The following is a 17,420-nucleotide window of genomic DNA, read 5'->3' on the forward strand; positions in this document are numbered from 1 at the left end:
TAAATCTATATCAATTTGGAGCATCTAACTTTAAAATTTTCATATTACTCTCGTAATATCCGCATTTTTACTACTTTGGACTGTAAGTCTTATAAATTAAGAGTGATTTTCTTCCAAGACATTACTAAAAACCTCACGATGCCCAAGCGATTTGAAACACCAAAACAGATGCTCTGAGGATAAGAAGAACTCTACTTTTTACCAAAAGTTTCACAGATTGGAGGCACAAGTCAGACCTAAAAGTCTGCTCTTTAAATATCAGCACTCTCATCTCCCCGTAGCCATCGTTTTCGCCAACGGGAAGTAGGTTCTAGTAAAGAAGTTTGTTGCTCTTGTTGTCGCCGTGTGACTATGACATCAGCAGAATCATTCAAGTTTGGGTCACGGTAAGGAATAGCAGCACGTGTCAGCAAATGCTCTTTTTCTTCTTGGGAAAGAGTAGACGAGGCTAAGAGGGGGAGAGTGGGAGAGGGGGGAAATTGTGCCTTTGCATTTCTCCCCCCTCTAATCTGGGCTGCTACAGTACCGGGTGTTCGTCTACCTACCGGCGGAGTAGAACCTATTTGTAACCCAGTTGCTAATAAGGCCGCGCGGACAGCAGCAGCACAGGAATAAGTAGCTAGAATCCCATCTACGTGTAAACACAGAGAAATTTGCTGGATAAATTCAATAGTCCATAACTGGGGACATTGGGGGGGTGAAAAGGGATCGAGAAAAATTGCATCAGCCTGGAAACCTAACTGATGTACCTGTCTAATTAAATCTCTAGCATCGCCAATTAATAGCGTTGCTTTGAGGCGATCGCTTAATACTCGCTCTTCAAACGCTAGCTGGGTTAAAATTTCCGTATATTCATAGTCCCAATTGTCGAATAAGTGATGAGCGATCGCCGCCTGTGGGACAGATGGATTTATTTCTAACCCTATGACCTCGACCTCACAATTGGGATTTACTGCCCAAATAGTTTGTAAAGCCGCCGCTGTGTTGTATCCTAAACCATAACAAATATCTAACAGTCGTAAAACTGGTTGATGGGCACGCCCAGCTAATTGAGTAGGAGCCACAAACTTGAGAAAACTTTCCTGCTTCGCTCCGTAATGGCTATGAAATGATTCGCCAAACTCTCTAGAAGTAAAAGTGAAGGAACCATCTGCTGTTGGTTGTGGTATGAAGTCATTTGTCATTTGTCATTCGTTATTTGTCATTGGTCATTTGTTAACAGTCAACCGTCAACCATCAACAGTCAACAGTCAACAATCCCCAATCCCTAAAGCTTATGGCTGAACCCAAATTAGTTGTTTCACAAGCATGGCTGTTGGAACATCTTAACGATCCAGAAGTTGTGATTGTAGATTGTCGCTTTTCTCTGAGCGATCCACAATTAGGACGACAGCAGTATCAAGAGAGTCACATAGAAGGTGCTTACTATCTAGATTTAAACCAGGATCTTTCTAGTCCTGTGGGAGAACATGGTGGAAGACATCCTTTACCTAATCCCGTTGATTTAGCTCAGAAGCTATCAGAGATAGGAGTAAACTATCAAAAAACATTAGTTGTAACTTACGATGATTCTCGCCTGGCGTTTGCGGCTCGTTTGTGGTGGCTATTGCGCTATTTAGGACATGAGCAAGTGGCAATTTTAGATGGAGGCTTTGCAGGTTGGCAAAAAGCAGACTATCCCATCACAAAGATTATTCCTCAAGCCCGGAAGGCTACCTTTAGACCCGAAGTACAAACAGAATTGGTAGTGGATATAACAGCGGTAAAAAATCGTAAAGATTTGCCGGAGGTGGTTTTGATAGATTCAAGAGAGAGCGATCGCTACCAGGGTGAACGTGAGCCAATTGATAAAATTGCTGGTCATATTCCCGGTGCTGTCAACTATCCTTGGCAAGAAGTTACGGATTCTTCAGGATACCTGCTTTCTGAGCCAAAACAACGCGATCGCTGGAAAAAATTAGACAAAGCCGAAGAAATTTTAGTTTACTGCGGTTCCGGCGTGACTGCTTGTGTAAATTTACTTTCTTTAAACATAGCGGGCATCCACAGCGCTAAACTTTATGCTGGTAGCTGGAGCGATTGGATTAGTTATTGATTATAGGGCATTTGGCATTAGGTATTGAGCATTGAGTATTGAACATTGGGCATTGAGAGAAATAATTAATGACTCCTAACTCCTAACTCCTAACTCCTAACTCCTAACTCCCAACTCCCAACTCCCAACTCCCAACTCCCGACTCCCGACTCCTAACTCCCGACTCCCAACAAATCTCAAAACTCCCCCAAACCCAAACTGTAATTGAGACTAAAAAACCAACCACCATAATCAATACTGGGAACAGTTGAGCCACCAAAAGTAACTCCACCTTGTAAATTAATGCTACTGTAATCAGATATTCGATAATTTAAATGCCCAAATAATCGATGAAATTCGTCTTCTCGTGAGTCTGGGCGCTCCGTAAAATTTGATAAGTTAAATTGGTAATCAAGACCAACCTGAAGCGGCTGCTGTAAATAGTAGCTTAAAGAAAGCCAGAAAGAATTGATGATGCGATTACGGTTTTCTGGATCAGCAAGATTCAGGCTTAATTCATAGAAGCTATCTAACATTAATTTTGAACTCAGAGGATCTCGCCGTCCCAATGACAGCCGCACGGTATTTTCATTTAAAAAGCGATCGCCTGCTTTAAAAAAATCACCGTTATTAGCGTAGAACAACTGTTGATTGCTAAAACCAAGCTCTCCATACATTCGCTGCGATAGCTGCTGGTAAAGACTCAGGTTGAATCTCAGCTGATTGTAATCATATAATGACTGATCCGCGTAACGAATTAGGTAGCCATCAATTGACCCATTTATATAAGTCTGACGACCCAAAGGTAAATATGCCGAGGCTAATGTCAGCCCATAAAACATCAATCCATCTTCTATAGGATCAACATCCGAAGAAAAAATATTACTTGTTTGGAAGTAGCCTACACGAGCCTGCAAATAACCTACAGGTTTAAACTTGGCTATTGGCTGTTCTGTAGGTGGAAGTGGTGTTTGTTCTAGCGGTTTTGGTGATGACAGTCTTTGCCTCACCCTTAACCCCAGTTCCAAATCGCGATCGCTAAGTGGTCGCTGTCGCACTCGCAACTCCAGCTCCAGCTTACCATCACTACGTGTAGGTGAAGGCTGTGTTTCTTCTCGCAGCCTCTGTCTTAGCCTTTCTATCCTTTGAGAGTAATCTATCTGGGGTTTCTCTAAGAGTTGTTGTATTGGTTCTGAAGAAGGCTTGGGAAAATTACTTGGCTGTCCTTCTAGCTGTGGAGGATTATTTTGCTTCTGAAGATTGCCAGGACTTCTAGGACTGGGTTGAGAATTTGGTGGTTTTGAGGGACTAGGATTGGGTTGAGAATTTGGCAGTATTTGTGAATTTAAACGCCACAACTTATTAGGATTCTTGCACAGATAGACTTTACAGTCAGCTTCAGGAGAAGAAAAAGACAAGTGCGACGGATAATCTGAACCAAGAAGTGTCACAAAATCACTGCTAAATTCTTCATTTTTCCCAACTTTAGTCATATCAACAAGCGGAGGCTGGGGAAATTTCTCACAAGTACTGACATTACTCTGATTTAACTTTGTATCTGTTAACTCAGATAACCCCAACAGCGGCAAGTTAGAACTGATTTGACCTAGCTTAAGCTTCTGGCATGGCTGATGAGTCTGTGCCCTTGCCAAATTTTGTGTGTTTAATGCTACGCTATACTGGCTATATAACGTACTTGAATTTGCAGCCCATGCCCCATCTACACTGATGCTAAAGAAGCTTGCACCATTAGGAACTAACAAAATCGCACACAAGGAAAATTTCCAGCTTTTGGATTGCATGGTTGATGACGCCCATTACTTTTAGCAAGCGAGACCCACAAGCTGCGCCAGAGGTTACAGTTAGGGATCTAAAATGTCTGCTCAACTTGTCCCTGATTTTTCTACCAATTTTGTAACAATCAATAGTTGACTATATTTATTGATGTTCAGACTTGTTTATCTAAAAAGTTACATATATTTATTTTTGTTATACGTACGTAAGCCATTCATATCATGTAAATTTATTGTGTAGTTAAAGGCATATAATGGTATGTAGGGTTGATTTGTTTTATCAGTTACATTGACATAATTTAAGTATTTAAGTCAAGTAATTGAAAATCCAGTATAGAAGATAACATTAATTCGGGATTAGCATCTACTTTCAACTGGTTTGTGATCAGTTAAAGTTTCCGAGTTTTCAAAATATTATGTTTCATCATAAATTTTTCCCACTTTTAGTGGTTGGTTTATGGGGGGTTATAGCTTTGCCCTCGCCAAATATGGTGAGTGCAAACGCTCCTCTGACGCGGGCTGAGATTCAGAATCTGCGTAATTTAGTCCAACTGATCATTAGAAATAACCCACAGAAGCGTCCGGCACGAAAATTAGACACTATAATTCCTGGCGATGGCTTATCTACTGGTAGAGCTTCCTTAGCAGAGTTGCGCTTTAACGATGGCTCTTTAGCACGAGTTGGAGAACAAGCTCTATTTCAATTTTTGCCACAAACTCGCAACTTTCGACTATCAAATGGGACTGTGCTACTGCTGATACCTCCTGGAAGGGGGCAAACACGCATACAAACACCTAACGCAGCAGCAGCAATTCGTGGTTCAGCATTATTTGTACGCTATGACGAACAAACAGACACCACAGTTTTAGGCGCATTGACAAATAGTGGCATTGAAGTTTCTAACAAAGAAGCTTCTCAAAGTCAATTGCTGGAAGCAGGACAGTTAATAGTTATTGTTAAGAATAAATTTCAAGGCTTATACGATTTTGATCTAAGGAATTTTTATGAAACCAGCGATCTAGTTCAAGGGCTGGATTTGACTAGGCAGAATCTTAAGCCTATGCCCGATCCGGCGATCGCTAGTGTTCAAGCTGAAACCGCCGCAGCCGTAGCAGCACAGTCACCCATAAGCGGTAGGGGAGTAGTAGACAACCCATCTTTTTTACAGTTAAGCAATAGTTCTTCATCATCCAGCAACGCCAGCAAAGATACTCCCTCATCAAACACCCTCAATGAGAATCCTTCAGTAAATTCCCTCGTAGAAACAGGACAAGTTGTATCAGATACTGAGCGGCAGACTTCTCAAAATAACAACGATAATAATAATGTAAATTCACAGGACAAGCCCCCGGAAACAAAGCCGCCTGAGACTAAACCGCCTGAGACTAAACCACCAGAAACTAAACCACCGGAAACTAAACCACCGGAAACTAAACCACCAGAAACTAAACCACCGGAAACTAAACCACCAGAAACTAAACCTCCGGAAACTAAACCACCAGAAACTAAGCCACCAGAAACTAAGCCGCCTGAGACTAAGCCCCCGGAAACTAAACCGCCAGAAACTAAACCACCTGAGACTAAGCCCCCGGAAACTAAACCACCTGAGACTAAACCTCCTGAGACTAAGCCACCGGAAACTAAACCACCAGGACATAAACCTCCTGAGACTAAGCCGCCTGAGACTAAGCCCCCGGAAACTAAACCGCCAGGACATAGACCACCAGGACATAAACCTCCTGAGACTAAGCCACCAGGACATAAACCTCCAGAGACTAAGCCACCGGAAACTAAGCCACCAGAAACTAAGCCACCGGAAACTAAACCCCCGGAAACTAAGCCACCGGAAACTAAACCTCCTGAGACTAAACCTCCTGAGACTAAGCCACCGGAAACTAGACCACCGGAAACTAAGCCACCGGACACTAAACCTCCTGAGACTAAGCCACCGGAAACTAGACCACCGGAAACTAAACCTCCTGAGACTAAGCCACCAGAAACTAAGCCACCGGAAACTAAAGCCCCCGGAAACTAGACCACCGGAAACTAAACCTCCTGAGACTAAGCCACCGGAAACTAGACCACCAGAAACTAAGCCACCGGAAACTAAACCTCCTGAGACTAAGCCACCGGAAACTAAACCTCCTAATAATCCAGGAGGCCCAACTACTTAAAATCATGGGAAGCTGTATTACAGTGCAATTACCATGTCTACCCAGTACATCTACCTTCATGGCTTCGCTTCCAGTCCTAATTCTGCCAAAGCTCAGGACATAGGCGATCGCTTTGCCCAAATTCAGACAAAGCTGACAATCCCGGAGCTAAATGCTGGTGATTTCTCTCGGTTGACAATCACTCGTCAAATAACCCAAGTTGTCGCAGAATTTTCTGATAATTCTTTGCCAGTGACACTAATTGGCTCAAGTTTAGGTGGTTTGACGGCAGCCCATTTGGGGCAGAAATACCCACAAGTACAACGCTTAGTCTTGTTAGCACCAGCTTTTGATTTCTTATCTCATTGGTTGCCCAAGCTAGGAAATGAAGCAGTGCAGCGCTGGCAACAAGAAAAATATCTCATGGTTTACCACTACGGTGAAAGGCGATCGCTTCCCCTCAGTTATGATTTTGTGACAGATGCAACTCAATACCAAGAGGAAGCATTCCAACGCCCCATTCCCACACTGATTTTGCATGGCAAAAAAGACGAAGTCATACCCATTGCCGCCAGTCGAGACTTTGTGCGATCGCGTCCTTGGGTAGAATTAGTAGAACTAGACAGCGATCATGCCTTGGGCAATGTAATGCCAGAAATTTGGCAAGCAATTCATCTCTTCTGCCAGCTACCTTGAAGCTGTAAAATATTAAGCTCTACCAATGTCCTTAGCCATTTGTCTTACGCCTGTTACTAATGACAAATGACCAAGGACAAATGACTAATTTCTAAAACTATGCTCCCATTCATCCGGTCAGATTTAGCTAAGTTCACCGCTTATAAAGCCCATCCCAGCAGCGATACAGCCGAAGCCGTGCCCACACAATTTGATCGGCTGGATACGAATGAAAGCCCCTATGATTTACCACCTGAGTTAAAAGAAAAGCTAGCTTGGACTTATCAGCAGGTAATTGAAACAAATCGTTATCCTGATGGTGGACATGAGACACTCAAAGATGCGATCGCCCAATATGTCAATGAGTCAGCTAACCCCGCACCATCCTTTGTGACTGCTGCCAATATTTCTGTAGGTAATGGTTCAGATGAACTAATCCGCTCTTTATTAATTGCCACTTGTCTAGGAGGAGAAGGCGCAATTCTTGTTGCTAATCCTACTTTTTCGATGTACGCAATTTTGGCACAAACTCTGGGTATTCCCGTAGTCACAGTGCCAAGAAGTGAGGCTAATTTTGAAATTGACTTAATAGCTGCACAATCAGCGATCGAACAAACTCAAAATCCTCCAATTCGGGCAGTTTTCGTCGTTCATCCCAATTCCCCCACGGCTAATACCTTAACGACAGCGGAGTTGACATGGCTAAGAAGTTTGAGTGAACAAATTTTGGTAGTGATTGATGAAGCTTATTTTGAATTTAGCCAAAATACTTTAGCTGGAGAATTAGCACAGCGCCCCAACTGGTTGATATTACGTACTTTTTCTAAAGCTTTCCGGCTAGCAGCGCTACGTGTTGGCTATTGTATCGCTCATCCAGAAGCGATCGCTATCTTAGAAAAAGTCCGCTTACCTTATAATTTACCGAGTTTCTCCATAGCCGCAGCAATTTCTGCTTTACAAAACCGTCAACTTTTGCTTGAATCAATTTCCCAAACTTTAGCCGAACGAGACAAACTAATCCAAGTTTTATCTCAACATCCAGCATTAAAAATTAGAGAAAGTACAGCTAACTTTATTTATCTGCGTCTCCAACAAAATGGAGCAAGCGCGCAAAACATTGCTTTAAAAAGTTTACACCAGCAACTCAAGATTTCTGGAACCCTGGTACGGCTTCTGAACGAAGGATTGCGAATTACTATAGGAACTATTGAAGAAAACGCCCGCACCCTGAATCGAATCCAAGCTGCTTTGACGGATTTTGAATTTTAACGATTTGCTTCAGTAATTAAACCTGCCATCTCCTTCACTGCCCAAACGGCGTACCATGCCAGCAGTCTGTGGCAACACACCCACTAAAAGAGCAAAGACAAAATCAGGTAAACTAGCTACCATTTCTGGTGGAAAGTATTGTTCAAATTGATCGAGAATTTTCTGGACTCGTTGCTGCGGTACTGGGTTTTCTGTAATTTGTTTGATTAATCGAATCCATTGTCGCCTGATTAAATAAGCCTTCTGGCGCTCCTCATAAGATTCGGGTGTTAACAAAGACAAGTTACCTATCGGTAGTGCCTTTTGACAATCACAGTCATAATCCCCACCCACCGCTGCTCCAGGCCCAGCAAATTCTGCATGGTAGCGTTTAAAGAGGATTAAGCCATTCCGCCTACGACTATTGACGATGAAAACCTTTCCAGTTTGTAAAAGTGTGAGGATATCCGAGCCTTGAGATTGCTCAGTTCCATCTGGCATGACAAAACGGTCAGGGAAAGTGGTGTCAGAGTAATAAGTTGATACCATAGCAGTCTGATAGCGTCGGCGCTGTTCGCTATCCATGTTTTTTCAAACTTGCTAATAATTGGTTAGTAGTATACACTCAACGCTAGAATTTGATGTTCAGTGAAATTAAGATTTTTGATTTCTTTTATGTATGATCTGATCAAATTTTTTTGGTCAGCTAACCTGAGATTATGAACAAATGAGATTGTTCAATAATTCGGTAATCATATTTTATGAGATTTAACTGGATTTGTCTTCCACTAGAGTGAACTTTATTTTAAAGTTTTTATAAAGATGAATATCTTAAATACAAAGTTACTATGAGGATTTTCAGATTCTTCTAAGGGCTGTTTTACCGAATATCTATATCATAATTGCTTTGTGATCTTTATTATTTAAGTAAGAAATATTATTCAACATAATATATTAGGAATCCGATTTGATTTTTTTTTAACCAAATCGGATTCCTACATATTTTAAAGTTTAGTTATAAATTCTATATTATTAATTAGTAATCATAGTAATAATTACCAACATTATATTTTCTCGTGCCTGAATGTAGATATACTTCAAAAACTCTGAATAAAATATTTTTGGTAAGATTTTTTTAAACATTCTGAAGCAGACCAGAAAATGTTACACTTTTTATAGTAATGCTATTAAAAAAATAATGTAATTTTTTGTAAATGACAAAATCTCTAGAGATCAAAATAGGTAATTACCAAATGTCTGACGATTGGTAAATTGAGTAGATTAACAACTCTCACGTAAATAATTCAACTATTGAGACTGAATTGCAAAGTCAGATATAGGACTCATATTTGATTTCTGAAATACACGTAGGGGAGCCACCCTCGTGCGCGGGTTTCCCGCGTTGAGAGGAGTGGCGTTGGGCAATGCCCACCCTACACTTAAGATTAAAGTGTACGGAATTTTTTCAATAATCAAACCGGATTCCTATATGAGGACTAAGTGTAAGCTGTCGCGCCTACAAATTTCGTCACGATAATTTTAGGCAAAACCTGTAAATCCCCTCCCTTGTGCCCTGCTCTGCTGCTGCCTCAATGTGCAAACTATAATCACAACAGCTTATAAACACCTTTATATCCTGTTCGTTGTAGTTATAATGTCACAATTAAGCACGTATTAAAACAAAATTTAGGTAGTTGAATTAGCCCTCAAATACTTGTGCAATAACAACTGATGTGAATATCTTAAAAGAAAAATATTCCAACTAGATTCGATTTTATCCACTCGATATCCCTGCTTGAAATAAAGCTGTCGTGCCTGATGATTATCCTCCACTACATGAAGGTATAAATCTTGAAATCCCCACTCACGGGAGACATATTCACATTTTGTGAGTAACTCTGAGGCCACGCCATTCCTACGATATTTTGGGCAAACAGCTAGATTTGACAGGTACGGGAAACTCCTACCCACCTGTGCCCATGAATTACTGAAACGCACACCCATTTCTACAGTTCCTACTAAATTATTAGCAGCACCAATAGTAGTATCAACAGCAACCAAACAAACGTGATGGGGAGCAGGTGACGCCAGTCGGTGTTTTAAGTCTTCGTAAATACCCAAACGCAGCACAGGGAAAGCCCATCCCCATATCCCCTGTTGGGAGTGAAAGCTCTCAGCAATAATTTGGGCAACACTCGTCAAATCAGCAGGTGTAGCCGCACGGATTTGGAGTTGGCGTTCAACTGGCTCGGCGGCATCTGTGACTGACTCTTGATGGTATGAGTGAAAAAACCAGGATGTCAAGGCTCGTTTAGTGTTAATTTCATTCAAGGGAAATTTTCTCAAATATCCTAAAAGATCATCAAAGCTGTGTGAAAATTCTCAAATGCAGTAAGTATTTAGCTTGTGGTAAAATTACGAATCTGGTTTTGCTTGACGAGCAAACATATTACAAGTTACCGTTTAGAGTTTTGTAACTTACACTCCTAACTATTGTAAAGAATTGCAATTTAATCATAAATCGATGAGCTTTATTTCAGGAGATTTAGGCATATTTCTTTTTTAAGAGTAGAGAAGTGAGCAATCTCTGACAACAAGCCGCCTGGGTGAAGTTTATTCTGACGTTTAACTATTCGCCTGTTTTCATATGCTTACGCTTAAGAAAGCTACGCATAGCTTTACGGAGAGGCTAATAATCTGCATTTTTCAGATCGAATTGGTATAAGTAGTATATTTTAGACCTTAAATCTTATTTTTGTAACATTGCCAGATGTAACATGGGTGTCATAAATAAAATTTACTTACAAATGTTAGTGCAACTGCTGTAACGGGAAAACTTAATATGCAGCTACAGATGGCTTTTTCGGCCAGACTTGAGTGCTGCACATCATAATAGGACAGTTTTAGCCGGAGGTGAGGGAAGATTTTGCCAGCCAGCATCGACTCTGTAGCACTCAAACTACATATGAAACCAATTGCTCTGCACCAGAGCCAATGGCAACCAGTACAAGCCATTGAGGCAAATTACTGTGAGTAAATGCTCCTACACTCAGCAGTCATGTAACCAAATAGCCTTATTGGTCGAAATGCTCTGCTCTTACCTGACTCAGAAACATCCTTACCTGATCAGATTATTCTTTATCCAACTGCCGTTGCAGCAGGAAAGCGGTGCATGAAATCCCAAGCAAACAGTAAGCCTAAAATTTTGGTTGTTGATGATGAACCAGACAACCTTGACTTGCTTTACCGCACCTTCTATCGCGACTATAAGGTGCTGAGGGCAACTTCTGGTCCTGCGGCGCTGGATTTGCTCTCTCAAGAGGGAGAAGTCTCGGTGATCATCTCTGATCAGCGGATGCCGATAATGAGCGGTACAGAATTTTTGAGCCTGACAGCGACTCAATATCCAGATATTATCCGGATTATTTTAACTGGCTACACTGATGTCGAAGACTTAGTGGAAGCAATTAATGCTGGCAAGGTATTCAAATATGTCACCAAACCTTGGGAAGCTGAGGAACTTAAAGCAGTAGTACGCCAAGCCCTAGATACTCACAATGTCCTCAAAGCTCGAACTCGTGAACTAACCCGCACACTGCGTCAAGAATCACTGCTGAACACTGTCACAAATACCATTCGCAGTGCTTTAGACTATCGGCAAATTTTACAAGCAATTGTCGATACGGTGGGTCATATGTTGGAGGTGGATGTTTGTCTGTTACGTCCTTTCCAAGAGGGGCGATTAGTGGATGAGGGATTCATTTACCAGAAGACTGGAGAAAACACAGGAGGAGGGGTAGATGAGAGAGATGGGGGAAATATTACTTCCTCATCGTCCTCATCACCCTTCTCTTCTCTATTAGCTCAAACGGTCTGGGAAACCCGCGAAGTACAGGTGATTCATCATGTGGTAGATGATGAACGTATCCAAGGTGATACTCTTGAACTCCGCCAACGTTCCACAGCTTTTGCCACAGCTAATATTTGCTCTAGCTTGGTGGTGCCGTTGATTTGTCAACAGGAACTGATGGCAGTCCTAGCACTACATAAGTGTTCTGAGTCCCGTATCTGGCGAGATGAGGAGGTGCAGCTGGTATCGATGGTGGCGGATCAAGCAGCCTTAGCTCTTTCTCAAGCCTATACTTATGAGCAAGTACGTGCCCTTGCTAGAAGAGAAGTATTAATTAATACAATTACTACGGCGATTCGCTCTAGCCTAGACCCACAAAATATTTTTGCAGCTATTACCGAACAACTAGGGCAAGCTTTACAAGTCGATGGCTGTGTCCTGTCTTTGTGGACAGAGGAAGATGAGTTTGTTCAGTGTGTGGGCTTATATGATAGTTCTCAAAATCTAGAGGATGCTCTCAAGGTAGTTAAGGGAGAAAATTTAGATCATAATCACCACAAATTAAAACAGCAATTACCCGATTCTCAAGCACCAATTAAGGAGAATCCGATACTGCAAGAAATTTTGCAGACACAGCAGCCTGTGGTAATTACTGATATGAGTAATTGTTCGTCAGAAGTTAAAGGGTTTGATTTGCCTTTAAAAATGCCGGCACGATCGCTCATGGTTGTGCCTTTGTTGGCTGATGGCAAATGCATTGGCAGCATCACGTTGCGTGTTAATAGTCAAGCGAGAGTGTGGTTGTCATCGGATATCGAACTGGCTAAAGCAGTAGCATCTCAAGCAGCGATCGCCGTGCAGCAATCCCGTCTGTATCAAAAAACACGTGATCAGGCTGAACGTTTGTTGCAATTAGACAAACAAAAAACTGAATTTTTCCAAAATATTTCTCATGAATTCCGCACTCCTATTACTTTAATTCAGGGACCTCTAGAGTCAGCGGTGAGCATGGGTGAAGGGCTATCTTATTCTCAAAGTACGATCGCCCTGCGAAACTCCCGCCGTCTCCTACGACTAGTCAATCAACTACTTGATTTGCAACGCCTGGATGCGGGGAGGATGCAGCCTAGTTTTCGCCCCTGCGATTTGGCGGAATTTGTGAGCCAAATAGTCGAGTCATTTCGCCCATATTGCGAGAAGAAGGCTCTAAATCTCGTGACTCAGCTTGGTGAATGTCCCCAAGTTTACTTGGATATGGAAAAATTTGACAAGGTGGTTTATAACCTCCTGTCAAATGCCATGAAGTTTACCCCTGAAAGTGGCACGATCAATGTCAGACTGGTATCTCAAGGCGATCGCTGTATCTTACAAGTACAAGATACCGGAATTGGCATTGTTCAAGAGCAAATTCCCCACTTATTTGAGCGCTTCCGCCAAGCTGAAGGCTCAGAAAACCGCTCCTATGAAGGTAGTGGTTTGGGCTTGGCTTTAGTTAAAGAATTAGTGGAACTACACGGTGGTAAAGTAACTGTGGATTCAGTTTACGGGGAAGGAACTACCTTTACTTTATGGCTGATAACTGGAAATCATCACTTACCTAGAGAGCAAGTACTGGAAACACCTTCCGAGCTAACAACGAGTCGCGCTAGCGTGGAATTGGCTGATTTAGAACTAATAGAGTCCATAACAGATAATATCGAAGAACTATCACCCATTTCTGACACTCAGGACTTGCAAAAGAACGGTAAAGCTGGTCTGGAAAAACATGACCACTCAATTTTGGTCGTAGATGATAACCCGGATTTGCGAACCTATGTATCTGATATCATCCGTAGCAATGGTTATCAAGTCCAGACGGCTCGTAATGGCGCTGAGGGATTCCGAATAGCTCAAGCAACTTCACCCAGCTTAATTGTGACTGATTTAATGATGCCTGTAGTCACAGGATTGGAAATGATTCGGATGATCCGCAATGAGGATAAGCTCAAAGGAACACCAATTATTTTGCTGACAGCTAAAGTTGATGAAGAAACCCGCATTGAAGGTACAGAATATGGCGCGGATGCTTATTTAGCCAAACCATTTAATGACCGGGAACTTCTGGCTGAAGTCAAGAATCTTTTAGCCTTGAAGGCAAACGAACGGCGAGTTTTGGAGCTAAATACTTATCTGACAGAATCGGTGCTGAAGCGCTTTTTGCCGCCTGCTTTGGTGCAAAAAGCTGCAATGGGAGATTTGACTCTAGATTTACGACCGGAACCGCGCTTGATTACGGTTTTATTCAGTGACATAGTGGGTTTTACTCAGCTAGCAAATACTCTGAGATCCCGGCGAGTAGCGGAATTACTCAATGAGTATTTAGAAGCTATGACCAAAACTGTGTTTGATAACGGCGGCACTGTGGATAAATTTATGGGAGATGCTATTTTAGCTTTATACGGAGCGCCGGAAGAATTAACTCCCAATGAACAGGTACGTCGCGCTATCAACACAGCCAGAGCAATGCATCACGCACTAGCTAAGTTAAACCAACGTTGGCGAGACCAAGGTATATTCGATGCTGACGGACATGCTGGAGTGAAGTTTCGTTGTGGTATCCACCAAGGTACAGCAGTTGTAGGGATGTTCGGTAGTGCAGAACGCGCTGATTATACTGCTATTGGTCCGAGTGTGAATATTGCTGCTAGATTGCAGGCTGCTGCTATTCCCGGTACTATTCTGGTCTCTGCTGCTGTGGCAGATTATTTGCAGGATGAAGAAATCACTAAAGTAAGTCCTTTGGAACTTAAAGGAGTAGATGAAACAGTTCTGACTTTTGCTGTGGCTCCAGAGTTGATGGTTAATCGTTAAAATCAGACTGGAGTAAGTAGGTCAGCGTAAATGAAGTTAACTAGTCTTCGCGTAGCGTCTGTGACAAGAGAGGGTTGTCATTGGTCATTTTTAAGGCTTTGAGGATACTTCATACTTAATACTTCAGATGACACCAACAGTTACGGATACAACTTCAAGTCCAGACAAGGTCTGGAGGAGACACACTGATCCACCTGGTTTGTGGATTGCGGTAGTGATAGGTTCAGTGGGACTACACTTGCTAGCATTTTGGCTGATACGTTCGTATCAGTCTAGTCTGTTGTGGCAGCAGCCGAGTAAGGCAGAGATTCCGATTGAATTCGTCGAGGTTACAAAATCAAAAACCAGAGTAAAACCAGTTGAGTCTCAACCAAAACCAGCTGCGCCAAAGCCATTAACTACAACTCAAAAGCTACCGCAGGAAGTAGTTCCGATACAGAAATTAACTGTAAAACCTGAGCCTATCCCCGAAGAACAGAATGCGATCGCTCTTGCACAGCAACGTCAACGGGAACTCGCCGCACAACAACAACGGGAACTCGCTGCACAAAAACGAGAATTAGCTGAAAAACAACAACGGGAACTCGCTGCACAACAAGAACGTGAAATTGCGGCACAAAAACGAGAATTAGCTGAAAAACAACAACGGGAACTCGCTGCACAACAAGAACGTGAAATTGCGGCACAAAAACGAGAGTTAGCTGAACGACAGCAACGGGAATTGGCTGAACGACAACAAAGAGAGAACGCAGCTAATTCTAATAACCAAAAGCCGTTACCGTCATCCTCTAATGCAACAGGTGGAAGCCTCATAGCAAATTTGATGGGAGAGCCTCAACAAGTAGAAAGCGATAGACACACTCACCCAGCTAAAATCAAACAGAGCAATCAGCCATTTACTAAAGGTCTTGAGTATGTAAAATTTATTGAAAAGAAACCTGGTGAGCCTGTAGAGTTAACGGTTGTATTAACAATTTCGGAAAAAGGTCAACTTGAGAAAGTCGCGATCGCCGATCGAGCCATCTCAGCCGAGGAAAGAAGCTATTATGAGGATTTCGTTACCAATGAAGTTCTTCGAGGCTGGGAATTTGAACCCGCGTATGACAACGACCCAAACGACCCAAAGCCTAGCAATCTCACAGTACGTATCCAAATCAAGCCCCTGCCTTAAGAATTAGATACTTGAATATTCTATAAAACTATGCTATCTTTTTAAAGTTGGAAGTTAGCGGGCGTAGTTTAGTGGTAAAACTATAGCCTTCCAAGCTATTAATGCGGGTTCGATTCCCGCCGCCCGCTTAAAAAACATGACCCTTGTAAGTTAAAGCTTTCAAGGGTTTTTTGTATTTATTCCCACGATCACGTTGATAGATTAATTGGCATATCTGGATCAATCTCAATCACGGTGATTTTGGCATTCTCAACTACCGTATTTCCCACAATTGTGTTGTGCATTGCCTCAAACTTCGATTCTTCCTCAGCAATGTGTTCGTAGTGCAAAATTACATGGTAATGCTTGGTAATTGGTTCTCCAGAGTCCGATTGCTCCGCTGTATCCCAATTTATGTTTTGTCGTTCTTCCGCCATCCGACGATAATCATCGGCTAGCTGTTCTAAGGCGATGGCGATCGCGTGTTCTTTTGTTTGACCATAGCATCGCAAGTTCTCCGTGGGAAAATCAGTCAGAGATGGCGACATCTGGCAAATGTACTTTCCATCGTTTTGGGATAGCACTGCGATCGTAATGGTTCCAGTAATTTGATCGGGGTTCTCATCCGTCATAGTACCGCGCTGCAAGATTTAAAGTCGTGGTTGAGTTGTTAGCGCATCGCTTTGCTCAGTCAACATAAAAACGCTCCCTGAGCGTAGTCGAAGGGAGCAAATGAAGTCAATAAGAAAAGCGGCGATCGCTCATAAATTTTTGCGTGACTGTCAAATTTCAACAGCCGCACCGGAGTTTTGCACAATTTAACCAAATCTACCGCTAACGTAATCGCGAGTATCTTGCTGTTGAGGATTGTTGAAGATTACTTCTGTGGCGTCATACTCAACCAGGAAGCCAGTACGACCACCTTTATCTGATGATTTGACGTTGAAAAAAGCTGTTTTATCGGATACCCGTGCAGCTTGCTGCATGTTATGAGTAACAATAACGATGGTGTATTGCTCTTTCAGTTCGTGAATGAGTTCTTCAACCCGCAGGGTGGAGATGGGGTCAAGAGCAGAGCAAGGTTCATCCATCAGGATAATTTCTGGTTGTACTGCGATCGCTCTAGCAATACATAAACGCTGTTGTTGTCCACCAGATAAAGATGAGCCGCTTTGTCTGAGTTTGTCTTTGACTTCATCCCACAAAGCCGCTTGGCGTAAACTCCGCTCTACTAATTCTTCCAGATCGCCTTTGTAACCGTTGATTTTAGCCCCGTAGGTAATGTTGTCAAAAATCGATTTCGGAAATGGGTTCGGTCTTTGAAATACCATCCCGATTCGACGACGCACTTCTACAGCGTCAACGTCGGGTGCATACAAGTTTTTATCGTAATAAAAGACCTTACCTTCTGCTCGAAACGATTCAATTAGGTCGTTGAGACGGTTATAACATCTCAATAATGTGCTTTTACCGCAACCTGAAGGACCAATAAAGGCTGTCACCCGATTTTTCGGGATATCTAGCCAAATATTCTGCACAGCTAAGAAGTTGCCGTAGTAGATGTTAAGGTTTTCTGTACGTAGAACGGTTTGGGTGCCATTCACTGTGCCAATGTTAGTAGCCATG

At 42.4% G+C, this 17,420-nt stretch carries 12 protein-coding genes and 1 tRNA gene; 7 read left to right on the forward strand and 6 right to left on the reverse strand.

The features are described 5' to 3' along the window. Positions 1-251: 251 nt before the first annotated feature. The gene (locus CAL7507_RS23255) at positions 252-1,184 is read right to left on the reverse strand and encodes a tRNA (5-methylaminomethyl-2-thiouridine)(34)-methyltransferase MnmD (RefSeq protein WP_015130936.1); all 933 of its coding nucleotides are present in this window, start codon (positions 1,182-1,184) and stop codon (positions 252-254) included. 92 nt (positions 1,185-1,276) lie between these two features. Here CAL7507_RS23255 and CAL7507_RS23260 point away from each other — a divergent pair, with 92 nt between their 5' ends. Continuing rightward, positions 1,277-2,095, forward strand: coding sequence for a sulfurtransferase (locus CAL7507_RS23260; RefSeq protein ID WP_015130937.1), 819 nt, complete (start codon positions 1,277-1,279; stop codon positions 2,093-2,095). Between the two features lie 176 nt (positions 2,096-2,271). Here CAL7507_RS23260 and CAL7507_RS23265 read toward each other — a convergent pair whose 3' ends face one another. Beyond that, the gene (locus CAL7507_RS23265; RefSeq protein WP_042341504.1) at positions 2,272-3,876 is read right to left on the reverse strand and encodes a hypothetical protein; all 1,605 of its coding nucleotides are present in this window, start codon (positions 3,874-3,876) and stop codon (positions 2,272-2,274) included. Between the two features lie 479 nt (positions 3,877-4,355). On the opposite strand from CAL7507_RS23265, the gene CAL7507_RS23270 reads away from it, so the two are divergent. From CAL7507_RS23270 to CAL7507_RS23280, 3 genes are all read left to right on the forward strand, one after another. Next, positions 4,356-5,903, forward strand: a complete 1,548-nt coding sequence (locus CAL7507_RS23270; RefSeq protein ID WP_236556805.1) for a FecR domain-containing protein — start codon at positions 4,356-4,358, stop codon at positions 5,901-5,903. Positions 5,904-6,075: 172 nt separating this feature from the next. Next, positions 6,076-6,717 (forward strand): YqiA/YcfP family alpha/beta fold hydrolase, encoded by a 642-nt coding sequence (locus CAL7507_RS23275; protein WP_015130940.1) that lies wholly within the window; start codon positions 6,076-6,078, stop codon positions 6,715-6,717. 99 nt (positions 6,718-6,816) lie between these two features. Next, a complete protein-coding gene (locus CAL7507_RS23280; RefSeq protein ID WP_015130941.1) occupies positions 6,817-7,965 on the forward strand; it encodes a histidinol-phosphate transaminase in 1,149 nt (382 codons plus the stop codon). 9 nt (positions 7,966-7,974) lie between these two features. Here the strand turns inward: CAL7507_RS23280 and CAL7507_RS23285 are convergent, their stop codons facing one another. Then, on the reverse strand, positions 7,975-8,529 hold the full coding sequence (locus CAL7507_RS23285; protein ID WP_015130942.1) for a hypothetical protein: 555 nt from the start codon (positions 8,527-8,529) through the stop codon (positions 7,975-7,977). A 1,101-nt stretch (positions 8,530-9,630) separates the two neighbouring features. Beyond that, positions 9,631-10,275 carry a GNAT family N-acetyltransferase gene (locus tag CAL7507_RS23290; protein WP_015130943.1) on the reverse strand — a complete coding sequence of 215 codons (645 nt, stop codon included), beginning with the start codon at positions 10,273-10,275 and terminating at the stop codon, positions 9,631-9,633. Between the two features lie 841 nt (positions 10,276-11,116). Between CAL7507_RS23290 and CAL7507_RS23295 the strand changes: the two genes are divergently transcribed. The 3 genes from CAL7507_RS23295 (at position 11,117) to CAL7507_RS23305 (ending at position 15,943) form a co-directional block, all read left to right on the forward strand. Next, the gene (locus CAL7507_RS23295; protein ID WP_015130944.1) at positions 11,117-14,644 is read left to right on the forward strand and encodes a response regulator; all 3,528 of its coding nucleotides are present in this window, start codon (positions 11,117-11,119) and stop codon (positions 14,642-14,644) included. A gap of 127 nt (positions 14,645-14,771) precedes the next feature. After that, positions 14,772-15,815 (forward strand): cell envelope integrity protein TolA, encoded by a 1,044-nt coding sequence (locus tag CAL7507_RS23300; protein ID WP_015130945.1) that lies wholly within the window; start codon positions 14,772-14,774, stop codon positions 15,813-15,815. A gap of 57 nt (positions 15,816-15,872) precedes the next feature. After that, positions 15,873-15,943 (forward strand) — tRNA-Gly (locus CAL7507_RS23305). Between the two features lie 60 nt (positions 15,944-16,003). On the opposite strand, the gene CAL7507_RS23310 is transcribed toward CAL7507_RS23305, so the two are convergent. After that, on the reverse strand, positions 16,004-16,426 hold the full coding sequence (locus CAL7507_RS23310; RefSeq protein WP_015130946.1) for a hypothetical protein: 423 nt from the start codon (positions 16,424-16,426) through the stop codon (positions 16,004-16,006). Between the two features lie 186 nt (positions 16,427-16,612). Continuing rightward, positions 16,613-17,419: a phosphate ABC transporter ATP-binding protein PstB gene (gene pstB, locus CAL7507_RS23315; protein WP_015130947.1), complete on the reverse strand. Its 807-nt coding sequence runs from the start codon at positions 17,417-17,419 to the stop codon at positions 16,613-16,615. Between the last annotated feature and the right edge of the window lies 1 nt (position 17,420).

Origin of the sequence: Calothrix sp. PCC 7507, assembly GCF_000316575.1 — a bacterium.
Taxonomy (GTDB): domain Bacteria; phylum Cyanobacteriota; class Cyanobacteriia; order Cyanobacteriales; family Nostocaceae; genus Fortiea.